This is a genomic window from Streptococcus suis, assembly GCF_024509555.1.
GTDB classification, from domain to species: Bacteria; Bacillota; Bacilli; order Lactobacillales; family Streptococcaceae; genus Streptococcus; species Streptococcus suis_AD.
In genome coordinates this window covers 33,033-50,548 of the sequence record NZ_JAMWEL010000002.1, presented here as the reverse complement: position 1 = coordinate 50,548, position 17,516 = coordinate 33,033, and the positions used below count along the sequence as shown (strand labels likewise).

At 41.3% G+C, this 17,516-nt stretch carries 20 protein-coding genes; 12 read left to right on the top strand and 8 right to left on the bottom strand.

What is annotated here, in order from left to right:
• Positions 1 to 79: 79 nt before the first annotated feature.
• Positions 80 to 757: a recombinase family protein gene (locus NF418_RS01335; RefSeq protein ID WP_256778098.1), complete on the bottom strand. Its 678-nt coding sequence runs from the start codon at positions 755 to 757 to the stop codon at positions 80 to 82.
• 352 nt (positions 758 to 1,109) lie between these two features.
• Here NF418_RS01335 and NF418_RS01330 point away from each other — a divergent pair, with 352 nt between their 5' ends.
• Entirely contained in the window at positions 1,110 to 2,498 is a 1,389-nt protein-coding gene (locus NF418_RS01330) for a polysaccharide deacetylase family protein (RefSeq protein ID WP_256778097.1), read from the top strand.
• Positions 2,499 to 2,601: 103 nt separating this feature from the next.
• On the opposite strand, the gene NF418_RS01325 is transcribed toward NF418_RS01330, so the two are convergent.
• The 7 genes from NF418_RS01325 to NF418_RS01295 are packed head-to-tail and all read right to left on the bottom strand — an operon-like array spanning position 2,602 to position 5,819.
• Entirely contained in the window at positions 2,602 to 3,030 is a 429-nt protein-coding gene (locus NF418_RS01325) for a NusG domain II-containing protein (protein WP_256778096.1), read from the bottom strand.
• A gap of 52 nt (positions 3,031 to 3,082) precedes the next feature.
• Positions 3,083 to 3,430: a hypothetical protein gene (locus tag NF418_RS01320; RefSeq protein WP_105206884.1), complete on the bottom strand. Its 348-nt coding sequence runs from the start codon at positions 3,428 to 3,430 to the stop codon at positions 3,083 to 3,085.
• Positions 3,427 to 3,765: an MFS transporter gene (locus tag NF418_RS01315; RefSeq protein ID WP_256778095.1), complete on the bottom strand. Its 339-nt coding sequence runs from the start codon at positions 3,763 to 3,765 to the stop codon at positions 3,427 to 3,429. Before NF418_RS01315 ends, NF418_RS01320 begins: the two co-directional genes overlap by 4 nt.
• Before the next feature lie 10 nt (positions 3,766 to 3,775).
• Complete coding sequence (locus NF418_RS01310) at positions 3,776 to 4,858, bottom strand: DUF3278 domain-containing protein (RefSeq protein ID WP_256778094.1); 1,083 nt, start codon at positions 4,856 to 4,858, stop codon at positions 3,776 to 3,778.
• Between the two features lie 13 nt (positions 4,859 to 4,871).
• Positions 4,872 to 5,072 (bottom strand): hypothetical protein, encoded by a 201-nt coding sequence (locus NF418_RS01305; protein WP_256778093.1) that lies wholly within the window; start codon positions 5,070 to 5,072, stop codon positions 4,872 to 4,874.
• A gap of 14 nt (positions 5,073 to 5,086) precedes the next feature.
• Positions 5,087 to 5,620: a DUF3278 domain-containing protein gene (locus tag NF418_RS01300; protein WP_053864332.1), complete on the bottom strand. Its 534-nt coding sequence runs from the start codon at positions 5,618 to 5,620 to the stop codon at positions 5,087 to 5,089.
• Positions 5,621 to 5,630: 10 nt separating this feature from the next.
• Entirely contained in the window at positions 5,631 to 5,819 is a 189-nt protein-coding gene (locus tag NF418_RS01295; RefSeq protein WP_256778092.1) for a helix-turn-helix transcriptional regulator, read from the bottom strand.
• A gap of 205 nt (positions 5,820 to 6,024) precedes the next feature.
• Here NF418_RS01295 and rsmH point away from each other — a divergent pair, with 205 nt between their 5' ends.
• The 11 genes from rsmH (at position 6,025) to NF418_RS01240 (ending at position 17,456) form a co-directional block, all read left to right on the top strand.
• Complete coding sequence (rsmH, locus tag NF418_RS01290; protein WP_256778091.1) at positions 6,025 to 6,975, top strand: 16S rRNA (cytosine(1402)-N(4))-methyltransferase RsmH; 951 nt, start codon at positions 6,025 to 6,027, stop codon at positions 6,973 to 6,975.
• A 10-nt stretch (positions 6,976 to 6,985) separates the two neighbouring features.
• On the top strand, positions 6,986 to 7,309 hold the full coding sequence (gene ftsL, locus NF418_RS01285) for a cell division protein FtsL (protein ID WP_105109850.1): 324 nt from the start codon (positions 6,986 to 6,988) through the stop codon (positions 7,307 to 7,309).
• A gap of 76 nt (positions 7,310 to 7,385) precedes the next feature.
• Positions 7,386 to 9,626 carry a penicillin-binding protein PBP2X gene (pbp2x, locus tag NF418_RS01280; protein ID WP_256778089.1) on the top strand — a complete coding sequence of 747 codons (2,241 nt, stop codon included), beginning with the start codon at positions 7,386 to 7,388 and terminating at the stop codon, positions 9,624 to 9,626.
• A 7-nt stretch (positions 9,627 to 9,633) separates the two neighbouring features.
• Complete coding sequence (gene mraY / locus NF418_RS01275) at positions 9,634 to 10,632, top strand: phospho-N-acetylmuramoyl-pentapeptide-transferase (protein ID WP_256778088.1); 999 nt, start codon at positions 9,634 to 9,636, stop codon at positions 10,630 to 10,632.
• Positions 10,633 to 10,747: 115 nt separating this feature from the next.
• Positions 10,748 to 12,091, top strand: a complete 1,344-nt coding sequence (locus tag NF418_RS01270; RefSeq protein ID WP_256778087.1) for a DEAD/DEAH box helicase — start codon at positions 10,748 to 10,750, stop codon at positions 12,089 to 12,091.
• An 18-nt stretch (positions 12,092 to 12,109) separates the two neighbouring features.
• Entirely contained in the window at positions 12,110 to 12,334 is a 225-nt protein-coding gene (locus tag NF418_RS01265; RefSeq protein ID WP_256778086.1) for a DUF4059 family protein, read from the top strand.
• A gap of 12 nt (positions 12,335 to 12,346) precedes the next feature.
• Positions 12,347 to 13,264 carry a thioredoxin-disulfide reductase gene (trxB, locus tag NF418_RS01260; RefSeq protein ID WP_256778085.1) on the top strand — a complete coding sequence of 306 codons (918 nt, stop codon included), beginning with the start codon at positions 12,347 to 12,349 and terminating at the stop codon, positions 13,262 to 13,264.
• A 9-nt stretch (positions 13,265 to 13,273) separates the two neighbouring features.
• Entirely contained in the window at positions 13,274 to 13,813 is a 540-nt protein-coding gene (locus NF418_RS01255; protein WP_256778084.1) for a YceD family protein, read from the top strand.
• An 87-nt stretch (positions 13,814 to 13,900) separates the two neighbouring features.
• Positions 13,901 to 15,328 carry an NADP-dependent phosphogluconate dehydrogenase gene (gndA, locus tag NF418_RS01250; protein ID WP_172028260.1) on the top strand — a complete coding sequence of 476 codons (1,428 nt, stop codon included), beginning with the start codon at positions 13,901 to 13,903 and terminating at the stop codon, positions 15,326 to 15,328.
• A gap of 80 nt (positions 15,329 to 15,408) precedes the next feature.
• A complete protein-coding gene (locus NF418_RS01245; RefSeq protein ID WP_256778083.1) occupies positions 15,409 to 16,098 on the top strand; it encodes a response regulator transcription factor in 690 nt (229 codons plus the stop codon).
• A gap of 227 nt (positions 16,099 to 16,325) precedes the next feature.
• A complete protein-coding gene (locus tag NF418_RS01240) occupies positions 16,326 to 17,456 on the top strand; it encodes an AI-2E family transporter (protein ID WP_256778082.1) in 1,131 nt (376 codons plus the stop codon).
• Positions 17,457 to 17,516 lie beyond the last annotated feature (60 nt).

Genomic DNA, 17,516 nt, shown 5'->3' with positions numbered 1-17,516 from the left:
AATCAGCATTTTGAATGTTTCCTATTGATAACTTTGATTGTTTTAATAGACGACCGTCTACTAAAACACATGAATTTGCTTACAGTATATCATTATGTTCTTTTTCTGTCAAAGTATTATGTGCTTTTTGACGCCGAAATGGGATATTATTTCGTTTTAAGACCTGATAGATGGTCGCTGTTGAGATATTGAGCTGCTTGACCATGTCTCGAACGGTTGTTTCTTCTGCCACATAGCTCTGAATCACTTGTTTTTCTTTTGATTTTGATATACCTTTATTGCCCAATTTTACACCACGTTCTCTGGCCTTACGCAGACCATCTTTGGTGCGGTCAGAAATGGCTTGGAGTTCCCATTCTGCCACATAGCCCAGCATGAGGCAGAAGAATCGACCTGTCAGCGAGTCTGTTTCGATTTGTTCGTGGATGGATTGCAGGCGGACCTGATGGCTGGTCAAGTCTGAGATGATAGCGGACAGATGAAGCATCTTTCTGGTTAGGCGGTCTAGCTTATAGACTACAAAACTGGTCTCTATCCCGCTTTCAGCACAGGCTTTGGCTAGCCTGATAGCTTTTTGAAGTTGTGGGCGGTCTTGATGACCTCCCGATTCCTTTTCCATGTAGAGTCTGTCACAGAAGTGTAGGGCTTCTTTTTGAACTTCTAGCCCCAGTTCTTGCCGATTGTCCCTCGAACTCACACGAGCGTAGCCAATGACGACAGCACCTTTTTCTTGGTATTGCTTGATGATTTTCTTCACATTTTTCTCCTTTTTGTAACCTGGTAGCAGGGGAGGGTTCCTAAATATATTTTAGCAAGAAACCTCTCTCGTGAAGCAATATAAAAAGATGGGGAATTCTTGTAGAGATGAAATGATATAGGTCTAATCTTTGCTTAGATTTTACTCAAAAATCCTTGACATCAACTAGTAGATGGTATAGTATAAAAAGGGAGAACATAACCCTATGTACAGTTTTTAATAAAGAGAAAAGTATTTAAGGAAATGAGTGTCTTTCAGATGATGGGTTTCACCGGTATGGTTATAGCATTTGATGTTATCGGTGCGATGCCCATTATGGATTTTCTGATAGACACAATCTAGGAGAATCTATATGAAAAAGTTTTTACTATTTTTATCCAGCTTACTGGCAGTAGGTTTATTAGCGATCAGCAGTTTTTATATTTATCAAGAGTTGCAGGAACGTGAGATAACGGAATTTGTCACTCAAAAATCAGCCGCCTTAGAAAATTTAAACAAGGCAAGTATTGAGGCGGGAAATATCGGTTCTACGCATGTTGTAGCGGCTATTCCGACAGATCAAACAGGTCAAAGAATTGTTGAGCTAGAACAAAAGATGGTTGACTTTGTTCATAAAAAGCTGGGGAAAAAGAAGCCTTCTGGTACCATTAAAGGAGTATACCTTGTTAGCAGCAAGGAAAAGAAGACTAATTTTAAGAACATAACGGCTCATGAGATTAGCAGTGAACATTACAAACTATCTTATTTGTCATTGAAGAAAAAAGAACAGGATGTAGCAGAGCCTGTTTTGTTGACGGAAGACTATCAAGTCTTTACACTTGGGACAATGGTTACCGATTTGGAGGCTTTCAAAGAACTTCTAATCCAAAAGATTGTTTCGACCAACTCCTTATCGGAAGAAGAATCGGCATCTGTTGCTGAAAAGGTAGCAACACTTGATGTGAATTCCTTACGATTTGACTATATAGACAGTCAACTGACCCTTCATTTACCAGAAGGTGAATTTGCAAGTTCGCAGGTTCAATTTCCTATAGATGAACTGTTTTCTGTTGTCAATGGTGACTACCTATCCGATCTTGACAAGGCTTCTTATGACCAGTATTATGCTCAACAAACTGTTGACAAGACAGCCTTGCGACAGGTTGCTTTGACATTTGATGACGGTCCTAGTCGAGCTACGACTCCAGTTGTTTTGGATTTATTGAAGAAGTACAATGCGAAAGCAACCTTCTTTTTACTTGGGCAAAATATAGCTGGTAATGAGGATATTCTGAAACGTATGAAAGACGAAGGGCATGAGATTGCCAATCATACTTGGAGTCATCCAAATTTGACAACGATTTCTGCCGATCAGGTGAAGCAGGAAATCGAACTAACCCAGTCAGCGATTGAAGAGGTGATTGGCTACAAACCAACCTTTATGCGTCCTCCCTATGGGGCTGTAAATGGTTCTGTTGCTGCAGCTGCGGGCTTGGCTTCTATTTATTGGAATGTAGATACGCAGGATTGGTCAAATCGTGATCCGCACCTCATTCTCTCACAGGTAAAAGCCTATACAAATCCTGGAGCAATCATTTTAATGCACGATATTCATCAGACAACAGTGGATGGTTTGGAACCAGTATTGCATTACTTGACTGAGCAACAATACTCATTGGTAACAACGACAGAATTACTGGGAGAAAATTTAAATCCAGGCTTTATATACTATGACCAGGTGTACAGTGGACCGGCCCAATAAGTGAAGAGGCTGTTGTTCATCAGTCTTGTTTCCATGCTGTTAGGTTTCCTGTAAAAATATATACAAAAAAGGTTTGAAATCATTAAATTGGTTTCGAACCTTTTTATAGTGGCAAAATAAGTTCTTCTTCGTCAGTATCCTCTCCCCCGACGGATTTGATTTCAATCAAGAGATTATGGGGCAGACAGACGGAGAGTTGACCCGGCTGGCTAATCCAGCTGGTCATAACGGCAATTTGGTCAGGGCTATTGTCTTCCTTGACTCGAATGCGTTCGCCATCAACTTCAATGATGTTGTATTGCCCATCATTGGGGTAGTAGGTTTTTTCTTGATGGGGTGTGTCCTTTGATAATTCAAATTGGTCGACCACCTCACCATTGATGCGGACATAGGCAATTGTTTTTGCCTCATTTGTATCTGTTGTCAGATGTGTGTAGGTAAAAATTGCTGGAAGAAAGGATAAAACTAGGGTGAATCCGATTAAGATATAATCAAATAATTTGAGTTGTTTGAGAATAGATTTGATTGTCATATACAGTCTATTGTATAGAAAAAAATTTGCTTTGTAAAATCTTGAATGTAGATTACTTTTTCAATTGTCCAATAAAGAGCAGGATAGCAAGGATTCCCCAAAATCCAGCTAGGAGCGGTTTGATTTGTCCAGTGAAAAATCCAATGGAGAAAGTTAGGGCAAAGCCTGCAAAGAGAAACCAGAGCAATGGTTTACGATAAAGATAGATAGCTTTTTGGACAGCATTTGCTTCTGGACTGGTAGTTTTCCGATCACTATTCAAAATTGGAAGTATAGTGAACAGTAAGATAAGGATTGGTGGGGCGTCCCCAGTCAGAAAACTGTGGATAAACAAGCCACAAATGGTCGCATAGGCGAGAACAAACAAGGAAAGGACTAATTTTGTGTTGAAGTTGTTCATCTATATTCCTCCTTTTTGAAATAAATCCGAAAAAGAATAGCGACAGCAAATCCAGCAGGAAGGATGAGGATAAGTGGTTTGACATGCCCTAACCAAATGCCTACGGAATAGGTCAAGGTCATGGCAAACAGGGCAAAGACGGCTTGGATGATAAAGTAGTGTTTTTCTTCGGCTGTTTTATAGGATTTGATGATTTGAATGGTCGGTAGCATGAGCAAGAATGAACCGCTAATCGGCTCATTGACCATGTAAGAGTAGATGAAGAGGGCAGAAAATAAACCATAAAATAGAACAAAAAATTTACAGGTTTGTTTGGGAGTGAAAGGTTTATTCATGGGCAGCTCCTTATTTTTTCTTGGTGGGTTCTGCGTCCAGTTTTTGCAGATAGGCAATGGCAGACAGGGCAATGCTAGCAAAGAGGCCCATCAGACCACCGAATAGGAGGGATTTTGTATGCAAGATTGAGGCCATTAGGGGAAGCTGGAGGCTAAAGAGGTCTGCCAGCCCAGCAAAGAGGCTAGATAGCAGGGCAACTCCCAGTCCCCAAACCAGTGGATTGAGGGGCTGTCCTTGTCTTTCCTCAGGGCTTAGTTCGTCCACGTCATATTGAGGCAGGTCAGCATGGAGGGTGCGCATATTAACGATACCAATGAGGATAATACTGAAGAAGGCAATGATCATTGGATAATAGTTGGCAACCTCCACAGGATAGCGGATAGCTAGGAAGTAGGCGACAGCATTTCCAAGAGCAAGGAAGTAGAAGTGATAGATGAAAGCATGACCACCAATAGCGTCTGCCCTGGTCCGTCGGTACTCGTCTAAAGGACCACGGATACCATAGAAGTGCCGTATCATATTTTGGATCCACTTGGGTTCTTCTTTGGAAATAGCAGAGCTGACAGGTAGTTTTTCTGCCTTTTTCATGCGTTTGCGAAGCATGATTTCAAGAGCAATGCCCGTGAAAACACCACCTAGACAGGCAGCCAGGACTTTTCGGAGGTCAAATAGGTGGTCGAGAGGGTTGAGGCCCTCCATCCAGGCACCGAAAACAACCACCCAGATGTACATAACGGTAGTGAAATAGAGCTCGAATTTGATACTTGCTCCCTTGAGTTGTTTTTGTTCCTTACTAGTCAGTTCTTCTACATCTAAACTGTCCACTTGGCTGTGGCGCATCTTGGATGCCATATACATACTGGCGGAAAGAGTGGATAGGAGTAGAGCAGTTGGGTAGCCATAGGCAACGACTTCTGGGTAGCGTTTGGATAGGGCAAGTGCCAGCAGGGTAAGAACCATGGTGCCCCAAAAGAGCAGGATAAAGCAGGTATTGCCTAGTCGGAAGGCTTCTTTTTGGCGAAATTCATCCAAGGGACCTACGATACCGTAAAATCGTTTGATCAATTTATCTTGAAAGGTTTCCTTTTTCATACGATACTCCTATTTACTTACGACGAAAAATGAGAGGTAGGTAGGCTAGTCCTAAGAAGTAGATTGCCCCAGTAATCAGCAATTGTATCCAGAATTTGGCTTGGCTGATGATATGCAAGATGTCAGCTCTGCTATTGCCCCAAAGCTGAATGAGGACAAAGAATAGGATAAAAATAAGAGTAGAGATAAGGTTTTTGTGTGTATTCTTTTTCATGGTGTTTCTCCCTGTTATTTGTTTGCGAGTATTTTCTTTTGTAACTGCTTCTTACAATAGTAGTAATGGATGAAGGTGATAGCTCCTGCAACAATTAACCGACCTAGTAGGAGGGTCGGGTCTGTTAGTTCTTCAAGAAATACAGACCATTCTTTATAGAAAGCAGGGGCAGTCGTGGAAGCCAGGAAGGCCCCGAAAAATGTGCTACGACTACTTTTTACAAGAGATTTATTGAGCTTGGTCACATCAATTTCATCCTCATAGCTTTGACTAATGCCATTTTTCAAGGCAAGGTGGGAAGCTAAGGCTTGCGTGAAACCGATGATCAGTATATTGGTTAGGGGGAGCAGAAAGCCAACTTTTTCAGGTTGTCGTAAGGCGATAAGAAGTGCAATTGTATTTCCTATTACCAGGATAGGAAATACAATCATGACAATAGTGTTACTGAAACGATAGCTTTCTTGCTGCCGCATTTCATCCATGGGACCACTAATGGAATAAAAATCCTTGGTTGCTTGATTGAGAATTTTTGTAAATATATCTTTCATGATAAACTCCTTATTGAATCCAAAAGAGGCTGTTGAGATCGGTCTGTAAAGCCTTGGCTAGGTTGATACAGAGATCTAGCGAGGGGTTGTACTTGTTGTTTTCAATCATATTGATGGTCTGCCTGGATACGCCGATGGCCTTGGCTAGATCCAACTGGGAAATACCTAGCAGTAGGCGATAATCTTTGACACGGTTCATGTGCCCTCCTTTCTGTGTCAATTATATCTGACACATAACTGTAAAAAAATGTGGGAGACCTCCCTGTTGATGTCAACTATACTTGACACTTATCTATAATGTTATTATAGACTTATCCAAAGATGTTGTCAACTATATTTGACATATTTTTTGTAAAAAGTTTGCAACAACTTTTTGTATTGTTTTGTGGTACAATAGAAAAGATATGAGCAAGGAATTTAATCACACAACTGTTCTCTTGTATGAAACAGTCGATATGTTAGACATCAAACCAAACGGAATTTATGTAGATGCCACCTTGGGTGGGGCGGGTCATAGCGAGTACCTGCTCAGTCAGTTGACAGATGGTGGGCACCTCTATGCCTTTGACCAGGATCAGACGGCCATTGACCATGCCCAAATCCGCTTGGCAGCCTACATTGAAAAAGGACAAGTCACCTTTATCAAGGACAATTTTCGCAACCTCAAGGTTCGCTTGGCAGAACTTGGTGTGACAGAAATTGATGGGATTTGTTACGATCTAGGTGTGTCCAGTCCTCAGCTGGATGAGCGAGAGCGCGGTTTTTCCTATAAACAGGATGCACCGCTTGATATGCGGATGAACCGTGATGGTCAGTTGACGGCCTATGATGTAGTCAATTCCTATGACTATCACGACTTGGTACGGATTTTCTTTAAATACGGTGAGGATAAATTTTCCAAGCAGATTGCTCGTAAGATTGAACAAGCGCGTGCGGTCAAGCCGATTGAAACAACGACTGAGTTGGCAGAGCTAATCAAATCTGCCAAGCCAGCCAAGGAACTCAAGAAGAAGGGTCACCCTGCCAAGCAGATTTTCCAAGCCATTCGGATTGAAGTCAACGATGAATTGGGAGCGGCAGACGAGTCTATCCAGCAGGCCATTGATTTATTAGCTTTGGATGGACGCATTTCCGTCATTACCTTCCATTCCTTGGAAGATCGTTTGACCAAACAACTCTTCAAAGAAGCGAGTACGATTGATGTTCCAAAAGGCTTGCCGTTTATCCCAGATGATTTGAAAGCGCCGCTTGAACTGGTCAATCGCAAGCCGATTTTGCCGAGTCAAGAGGAGTTGGAAGCCAACAACCGAGCGCATTCGGCTAAATTGCGTGTAGCTAAGAGAGTACATAAGTAGGAGAATTTCTATGGTACAAGAAAAAAGTAGAGAAGCAGCAATGCGAGTGATTGGTGAAAGATTTAAGACTTTTTCTCGTATTGAGAAAGCCTTCTATTCGAGTATTGTATTGTCAGGGTTGCTAATTGCTATCTCAACAGTATTCATTCAGGCTAGGCAATTGCAGGTGCAGTCTGAAATGGCTAGAGTCAATCAAGAAATTAATCAGAAACAGATTGAATTGAATGATGCCAAACAGGCTGCCAATGAATTGACCCGCTCTGCACGCTTGATGGAAATTGCAGAAAAATATGGCTTGACATTTAATAATGATAATATTGGAGTGGTAGAATAATGCCGATTAAGAAAAATAAGCTCCTAGAGTACGTCCTAAAAAAACGTTACATTCCATAATAAGAAAGGAGAATATCATGTACACATTAACCCTAGAGTACGTCCTAAAAAAACGTTACATTCCATCCAAAAATCGTCGAAGAGTGGGGCAAGGTCTTCTATGCTTGACGGTTTTCGTATTTTTTATCTTCTTGATAAATTTTGCTTATATCATTGGTACGGATAGCCGATTTGGTGTTGATTTATCTGAACGCGCAGCGGCTGTTCATCAGCAAGAAGTAACTGTTCAAGCTCGAAGAGGAACTATATACGATAGGACGGGAGTTCCAATTGCAGAAGATTCGACAACCTATACTGTATACGCTATCATTGATACTGAATACGTTACAGAATTTCAGGAAATTCTATATGTTGAGTCGTCTCAATTTTCAAAAGTTAGTGAAATTTTTGCAACACATTTGGGGATGGAAAAAGACTATGTCCTTCAACAGCTGAATCAACCTAAATTGAAACAGGTCTATTTTGGAACGCTTGGAAAAAATATTTCATATAGCACTATGTCTACTATTCAGGCGGAGATGGAGACGGCAGGTATTAAAGGGATTTCATTTAATGCTAGCCCTGGTAGGATGTACCCGAATGGGAATTTTGCCTCAATCTTCGTTGGACTTGCTAATTTGATTGAAAATTCGGACGGCAGCCATAGTTTACAGGGAATGAGTGGACTAGAATATTATCTCAATGATATATTGGCCGGTCAGGATGGAAAAATTATTTATGAGAAAGATAATTTAGGTCGTCTTTTACCAGGGACGGAAAAAGTTCAGGCACAAGTGGTTAATGGTCAAGATGTTTATACGACCCTATCTGCTGATTTGCAACGTTCGCTAGAAACCAACATGGATATTTTCTTTGATAAGACAAAGGGGAAATACGCCAATGCGACCTTGGTATCAGCCAAAACTGGTGAGATTTTAGCGACCACGCAACGACCAAGTTATGATGCTGATACAAAGGAAGGGCTTGGAGCAGAAGGAATGATTGAACGTTCCCTACTTTATCAAGAAGCCTATGAGCCTGGTTCGACTATAAAAGTGTTGACTTTGGCTGCAGCTATTGATAATGGAACCTTTAATCCAAATGAATATTACACAAATAGTGAGTACACGATAGCGGATGCTAGAATTAATGACTGGACCTTGAATGCTGGTGAAGAAGCGGTTACCTTGAACTTCGCCCAAGCTTTTGCCCTGTCTAGTAACGTTGGTATGACCATGTTACAACAAAAAATGGGTGATGAAGCCTGGTTAGATTACTTGGCTAAGTTTCGCTTTGGCTACCCGACTCGTTTTGGACTAGGTGGAGAAGTTTCTGGATTGGTCAATAGCGACAATATTGTTACGATTGCCATGTCCTCATTTGGACAAGGGATTTCAGCTAGTCAGGTTCAGATGTTGAGGGCCTTCTCATCAGTGGCAAATAATGGTGTCATGCTAGAGCCGAAATTTATCTCAGCTCTATATAATCCTGATGCAAATTCTGTTCGATTCTCTTCAAAGGAAGTCATGGGTAATCCTATTTCAAAAGAAGCTGCTAATGATACCCTGTCCTACATGATTTCGGTAGGTACTGACCCAATTTTTGGAACCTTATATGCAAAAGGAGCAGAACGGCCAATCCTTCATGTCGATGGATATGATATTGCTGTAAAATCAGGTACTGCTGAGATTGCAAATGAGGATGGCGGAGGATATATTCAAGGGAAATACCTCAATTCAGTTGTTGCAATGATACCCGCTGAAGATCCAGAATTTATCATGTATGTAACCTTGAGAGAGCCAGAATCCTTTACTGGAATGGAGTGGGAGGATATATTTAATCCAATACTGAAAGAAGCTATGTTATTGAAAGATAATTTAAACTTGGATAATGTTGCTCCTTCATTGCAGTTTGTGGAAAATGAAACTGAGTATAAGTTGCCAGATGTTATTGGTCAAGGCCCAGGCACAACTGCTGAGGAATTGCGTCGTTATTTAATTCAGCCAGTTATTGTAGGGAATGGTTCCAAAATAAAGAAAGTATCCGTAGATGTTGGAACAAATCTTACTTCAAACCAGCAAATTCTCTTGCTGACAGATTCAGTAGAAGATATGCCTGATTTATATGGTTTGACAAAAGAAAATATGGATATTCTTGCAGAATGGCTAGGTCTTGAAGTCACTTATGAAGGAGCAGGTTCGATGGTTGTTGAACAGAGTATTGAGTTTGGTACAAAGATCAGTAAACACAAAAAAATAACGATTACACTAGGAGAGTAAAATTAAAATGCAATTTACACTATTATCGGGATTAGTTGCTTTTTTAGCAACGGTGATTCTGATACCACGCTTTATTACTTTTTATCAAGCCAAACGCATCGAAGGGCAACAGATGCACGAGGATGTGAAACAACATCAATTTAAGGCAGGGACCCCTACAATGGGGGGAACAGTTTTTCTCGTTGTTGCTATCTTGGTTACATTTATTTTTGCTGCTAGTCTTAACATGTTAACTGGCGGTGTCTTAGCCATTCTCTTCATCCTTGCACTCTATGGATTGGTAGGTTTTTTGGATGATTTCTTAAAAATATTCAAAAAAATCAATGAAGGTCTTAACCCTAAACAAAAATTAGCCTTGCAGATTTTGGGTGGACTGGTATTCTACTTTGTTCATGTAAGAGCTGCTGGTGGTGGTGAACTCAATGTATTTGGGCACATCATCAATCTCGGTATGCTTTATTTACCCTTTGTTCTTTTCTGGTTGGTTGGTTTTTCAAATGCAGTCAACTTGACGGATGGTATAGATGGTCTGGCCTCTATTTCGGTTGTTATTAGTTTGCTTGCCTATTCAGTCATTGCTTATAAGGAGCAGAAATTTGATATTCTTCTGGTCTGTGTGACTATGATTGGTGGCTTGCTTGGATTTTTCGTCTACAATCGCAAACCAGCCAAGATTTTCATGGGTGATGTGGGGAGTTTGGCACTTGGTGGTATGTTGGCGACAATTTCCATTGCCCTTCGTCAAGAATGGACCCTCCTCCTGATCGGTCTGGTCTATGTTATTGAAACATCTTCGGTTATGATGCAGGTTTCATACTTCAAATTTACTAAAAAACGCTTTGGAGAAGGTCGTCGTATCTTCCGTATGACTCCTTTCCATCATCATTTGGAGTTGGGTGGTTTGACAGGCAAGTCAGAAAAATGGAGTGAGTGGCAAGTTGACTTCTTCCTATGGTCAGTCGGACTTGTCATGAGCCTAATTACTTTAGCGATACTTTATCTATAGAATTTCAGAAACAGCAGAAATGCTGTTTTTGTGCTATAATAGTAGGCAGTAAAATGAAGGACTTGTATTCAGTGTTAACAAATAAGTGAGGAATACTGGTTCTAAAGAGGAAACTATGAAATTTACAGATATGAAACTCAAGCCTTACATTCAGGAGGCTTTGAAAGAGATTAACTTTGTCCAGCCGACAGAGGTTCAGGAAAAATTGATTCCTGTTGTGTTGTCAGGTCGTGACTTGATTGGAGAGTCAAAAACAGGCTCAGGGAAGACCCATACTTTTTTGATTCCGATTTTCCAAAAATTAAATGAGGAATTGGACCAGGTTCAAGCAGTTATTACTGCTCCATCTCGAGAATTGGCAACCCAGATTTATCAAGCGGCTCGACAGTTGGCTAGTCATTCGGACATCGAAATTCGTGTGACCAACTATGTCGGTGGAACGGACAAGAACCGCCAGATTGACAAACTTCAAGCTGGTCAGCCACATATTGTAGTCGGGACACCGGGCCGTATTTATGACTTGGTTAAATCAGGGGACCTTGCTATCCATAAAGCTAAAACATTTGTGGTGGATGAGGCAGATATGACCTTGGACATGGGCTTTTTAGAAACAGTTGACAAGATTGCTGGTAGCCTGCCAAAAGACTTGCAATTTATGGTCTTTTCAGCCACTATTCCGCAAAAACTGCAACCGTTTTTGAAAAAGTATTTGTCTAACCCAGTCATGGAACAAATCAAGACCCAGACGGTCATTTCAGATACTATTGAAAACTGGCTGATTTCAACCAAGGGTCGAGACCGCAATGCGCAGATTTTGGAAGCAACCAAGCTCATGCAGCCTTATTTGGCTATGATTTTTGTCAACACAAAGACCCGTGCAGATGAATTGCACAGTTACTTAACTGCAAATGGTTTGCGGGTTGCAAAAATTCACGGGGACATTCCACCGCGTGAACGCAAGCGGATCATGAACCAGGTGAAAAACTTAGACTTTCAGTACATCGTAGCAACAGACTTGGCAGCGCGTGGGATTGATATCGAAGGTGTCAGCCATGTCATCAACGATGCCATTCCTCAGGACCTTTCTTTCTTTGTCCACCGTGTGGGTCGGACAGGTCGAAATGGCTTATCAGGTATTGCAATTACTCTCTATCAGCCGAGTGATGATGAGGACATTCGAGAGTTAGAAAAACTTAACATCAAATTCTTGCCAAAAGAAATGAAGAATGGTGAGTTTGTCGATACCTACGATCGTGATCGACGTGCCAACCGTGAAAAATCTCGAGAAAAACTGGACTTGGAAATGATTGGTCTGGTCAAGAAGAAAAAGAAAAAAGTCAAGCCAGGCTACAAGAAGAAAATCCAATGGGCTGTTGATGAGAAACGCCGCAAGACCAAACGTGTGGAAGCGCGTGCCAAGGGGCGTGCAGAGCGTAAGGCCAAACGCCAAACCTTCTAGGAGGCTTGGAGGAAAACTATGTTACAAAATATACTTAGTTTTTATTTGCAAGGGCTAGTGATAGCAGCAATAGTAGTGGTTCTATTTAATATTTGCTGGTTTTTGGTCCATTTGTCTAAAAAAGCTGGCACGTCTTTTCAAGAGCGACAAGATTTCCTATTTGATTTATTACTGATTAGTGTGATGACCACACCTATTATTGCTTTTGGGGTGGTAGCTATCCTATTGATGTTAAAAGCATAGAAAGAAGAATGCATGTACGATACAATTGTTATTGGAGCAGGTCCTGCAGGCATGACTGCTGCCCTCTACGCAGGACGAAGCAATCTAAAAGTAGCTCTTCTGGAACGCGGTATTTACGGTGGCCAGATGAACAATACTGCTGAAATTGAAAATTACCCAGGCTATGACCATATTTCTGGTCCAGCCTTGGCAGAAAAAATGTTTGAACCTTTGGAAAAATTCGGAGTAGATCACATTTTTGGTACCTTGGTGCGTATCGAAGAAGAAGGACCAATCAAGAAAGTCATTACAGAAGATGGTGTATTGGAAACCAAAACGGTCATTCTAGCCATGGGGGCTAAGCACCGCTTGCTGGGTGTGCCAGGTGAGGATACTTACAATAGCCGTGGTGTTTCCTACTGTGCTGTCTGTGACGGTGCCTTCTTCCGTGGACAGAAACTCTTGGTCGTAGGTGGCGGTGATTCAGCGGTAGAAGAAGCCCTTTTCTTGACACAATTTGCAGAATCCGTGACAATTGTTCACCGACGTGACCAACTCCGTGCCCAAAAAGTTATCCAAGATCGCGCCTTTGCCAATGAAAAAATCAACTTCATCTGGGATAGCGTAGTGGAAGAAATTAAGGGTGATGACTTACGGGTTCAAAGTGTCCGAATTAAAAACGTGAAAACAGAAGAAGTCAGTGAACTGGACTTCGGTGGTGTTTTTGTTTACGTTGGTTTGGATCCGATGACAGATTCTGTTGCGGATTTGGGCATTACAGATGAAGCGGGTTGGATTATCACTGATGAAAAAATGGCAACCAGCAAGCCTGGTATTTATGCCATCGGCGACATTCGCCAAAATCAACTCCGTCAGATTGCGACTGCTGTGGGAAATGGTGCAGTTGCAGGTCAGGAAGTCTATAACTACATCTCAGAATTAGCTGAATAGGGGAATTCAATGTTTCATATTTACGATATTCAGAAAAATCCAGATGGAATTTCTTTTGAGAAAACCTTGGATTTACAGGAAGAATTGCAGGCTCGCAATGGTGAAGTTTTAGGACTATCACCAGTCCATGTAGCTGGAAATGTTCGTTTTGAATCTGGTTTCTTTTTCTTGGACTATCAGATGACTTACGACATTACCTTGGCTTCCAGCCGTTCCCTGCAACCTGTCCTTTTACATGAAGTGCAAGAAGTCAATGAACTTTTTGTAGCCAATGAGGCAGTTCTCAAGGAACAGGATTTAATCGATGAAGATATGGTCTTGGTGGTAGAAGATGATCACATTGTCCTTGAGGAAAGTGTGGCGGACAATATTCTTTTAGCCATTCCAATCAAGGTTTTGACACCTGAAGAAGAAGCTGGCACTGACCTGCCTTCGGGTCAAGCTTGGGCTTTAATGACTGAGGAAGATTTTCAACAAAAAGCTCAAGAGAAAAAAGAAGCCAACAGTCCTTTTGCTCAATTGCAGGGCTTGTTTGATAGTGAAGAATAGTTTGGATGGTTAAATTATCTGAAAATTCTTGTCAACTTTCCCCTTTCGGTGTATAATGAAGGGGATACAAATTAGAGGAGTAAACAAATGACAAAAGCAAATTTTGGTGTGGTAGGGATGGCTGTTATGGGCCGCAACCTGGCACTTAACGTTGAATCACGTGGTTATTCAGTAGCGATTTACAACCGCTCTGCTGATAAAACAGAAGACGTTGTTGCAAGCAACCCAGGTAAAAACTTGGTACCAAGTTACGATGTGGAAAGCTTTGTGGCATCAATCGAAAAACCACGTCGCATCATGCTTATGGTTCAAGCGGGTCCTGGTACAGATGCAACTATTCAAGCACTCTTGCCACACTTGGATGAAGGTGACATCTTGATTGACGGTGGAAATACCTTCTATGAAGATACCATCCGTCGTTCAAAAGAATTGGCAAACTCAGGTATTAACTTCATCGGTACAGGTGTATCAGGTGGTGAAAAAGGTGCCCTTGAAGGTCCATCTATCATGCCTGGTGGTCAAAAAGAAGCTTACGAATTGGTGGCAGATGTCTTGGAAGAAATTTCAGCAAAAGCGCCAGAAGATGGAGCACCATGTGTGACTTATATCGGTCCAGATGGAGCAGGTCACTACGTAAAAATGGTACACAATGGTATCGAGTATGGTGACATGCAATTGATTGCGGAGTCTTATGACCTCATGCAACACTTACTTGGTTTGTCAGTGGATGAAATGGCTGACATCTTCACTGAGTGGAACAAAGGTGAATTGGATAGCTACTTGATTGAAATCACAGCAGATATTTTGAAACGTAAAGATGACCAAGGTCAAGATGGTCCAATTGTTGACTACATCATGGATGCCGCTGGTAACAAGGGGACTGGTAAATGGACAAGCCAATCATCACTTGACTTGGGTGTGCCATTATCATTGATTACAGAATCCGTATTTGCTCGTTATATCTCAACTTACAAAGATGAGCGTGTGGCAGCAAGCAAGGTCCTTCCAAAACCAGCACCATTTGCCTACGAAGGCGACAAGGCTGAATTGGTAGAAAAAATTCGTCAAGCATTGTATTTCTCAAAAATCATGTCTTACGCACAAGGTTTTGCACAGTTGCGTGTAGCATCTAAAGAAAACAACTGGAACTTGCCATTTGGTGAAATCGCAAAAATCTGGCGTGCAGGTTGTATTATCCGCGCTCGTTTCTTGCAAAAGATTACAGATGCATACGGACGTGACGAAGATTTGGCAAACTTGCTCTTGGATGAGTACTTCCTTGATGTAACAGCTAAATACCAACAGGCTGTTCGTGATGTGGTAACCTTGGCTGTTCAAGCAGGTGTGCCTGTGCCAACCTTCTCAGCTGCCATTACTTACTTTGACAGCTACCGTGCAGAAAACTTGCCAGCTAACTTGATCCAAGCCCAACGTGACTACTTCGGTGCTCACACATACAACCGTAAAGACAAAGAAGGTGTCTTCCACTACGATTGGTATAGCGAATCAAAATAAAAAGAATGGGCGTGTAAACGCCCTTCTTTCTAATTTATCGCTAGCTGATTTGATTGATAGAGAGAACAATGAAAGAGATAATGGCTAAGAAAATTTTGATTGCAGGAAGAGAACGCAATCTATCACACTTTGTTTCCATGGAATTACAGAAGAAGGAGTATTTGGTAGACTACGCATCGACAGGGAAAGAAGCCTTGCAGTTGGCTCATGAAACAGATTTTGATTTAATATTAATGAGTTTTCAGCTTTCGGATATGTCTAGCAAGGCTTTGTCTAGGGAATTACTGGCTATAAAACCTGCAAGTATTATTATTGTTGCTATTGATTCAGCAGATGTTGCACAGCATGGAGAAGAAGTACTTTCTTACGCTGTTTCTTATGTTGTAAAACCCTTTGTTATTAGTGAATTGGTTGAGCAGATTTCTTCCATTTTTCGTGGAAGAGATTTCATTGATACTAATTGCAAACAAGTTCACCTACACGCTGCCTACCGTGATTTAAAAATTGATTTTCAGAATCGAACCGTGACACGTGGAGAAGAGTTAATTAATTTAACTAGGCGGGAATATGACTTGCTTGCAACCTTGATGAATAGTCCAGAACCTGTTAGTCGAGAACATCTGCTTGAGCGAGTTTGGAAATATGAAGCGGCTTCTGAAACCAATGTCGTCGATGTATATATTCGTTACCTACGTGGGAAATTGGATGTAGCTGGAAAGCCATCTTACATCAAGACAGTTCGTGGTGTTGGTTATGCCATGAGAGATTAAAAGGGAGTGGGAAAGAACTCGACTAGGTCAAAAAGAGTTCGTCTTCCCACCCCCGCACAGTTGATTAGGTCAGATTTGGAGTGAAAAACACGAACAAATCTGCCAATCAACCACTGCGCTGAGATGTTGACACGAACTCTGAGTAGTGGTCCTGGGCTTTTGCCCAGTCTCCTTTTTGTATTCCTGTGATAAACTGGAAACCAATCATAAAATTTTTTGGAGATAAAATGAACAAATCATTTAAAGAAAAAGTTATTTTGATTTTGCTGGCTGGAGCAACTCTTTTGGCAGTCCTCAATTGGTCCAGTATCTATGGAGCTATTGGCGTCTTATTTGGTAGTATGAATTCACTTTTAATCGGTTCCATCATTGCCTTTATTTTAAATGTGCCTATGAAAAAAATCGAGGATCAGTTAGAGAAGGTTTCTTTCTTGAATAAATCCAAACGTTCCTTAGCTATTGTAGGCGTATTGATTGGTTTCGTTATGATTGTTACAGGTTTGGTCTTGATTGTTCTTCCAACCTTGATGTCAACGGTGTCGCAATTAGTAACAGTAAGCAGTACAGCTATTCCGAAATCAGTTAATGCCTTGACAACCTTTCTAGAAGAAAATGGTCTATTGGCAGGACAGTTGGGTGACCAGATTGCTGGAATGCTAGACCAATTAAAAAATCTAACCTTTATTTCAAATTTGGTAACGCCGGTCTTATCGGGCTTGGTTTCAAATGTCACAGGAATTTTTTCAAATACCATGACGCTTGTGATGGCCTTCTTCTTTACATTGGCAATTCTTGGAAGCAAGGAACACTTGCAATCTATGACTGGTAAATTCCTACAAGCGACATTGCCTACAAAAACTGTTCGAGTGATCAGTTATATTGGAGAGGTTATTATTGATACATACGATAAGTTCCTAATGAGCCAAATCGTAGAAGCTTGTATTATTGGTACACTTGTATTTGTGAGTTATTCTCTCTCAGGTATTCCTTATGCCAGCATGGCTGGGATTTTGTCAGGTGTCTTGTCTTTCGTACCTTACATCGGTCCATTTACCGCATGTCTTATTAGTGCCTTGTTTGTGGCGGTTCAAAATCCACTCCTGGCACTCTGGTCTATTGTCCTTTTCCAGATTCTTCAGTTAATTGAAGGGAATGTGATTTATCCGCGCGTGGTTGGTCAATCAGTTGGTCTTCCGACCTTGTTTACCCTTGCGGCAGCCTTGATTGGTGGAAATCTGTTTGGTCTACTTGGTATGGTCTTCTTTACCCCAATTTTTGCAGTTGTCTACCGCCTAGTTCGTGAATGGGTTGCCAGTCGATTGAAAAAACAGGACGAATTGTTGATAGAAAGTGAGTAATTCTCGCTTTCTTTTATTTTTGTTAATTTTATGCTATACTGAAGTGATAAAGTTAATGTA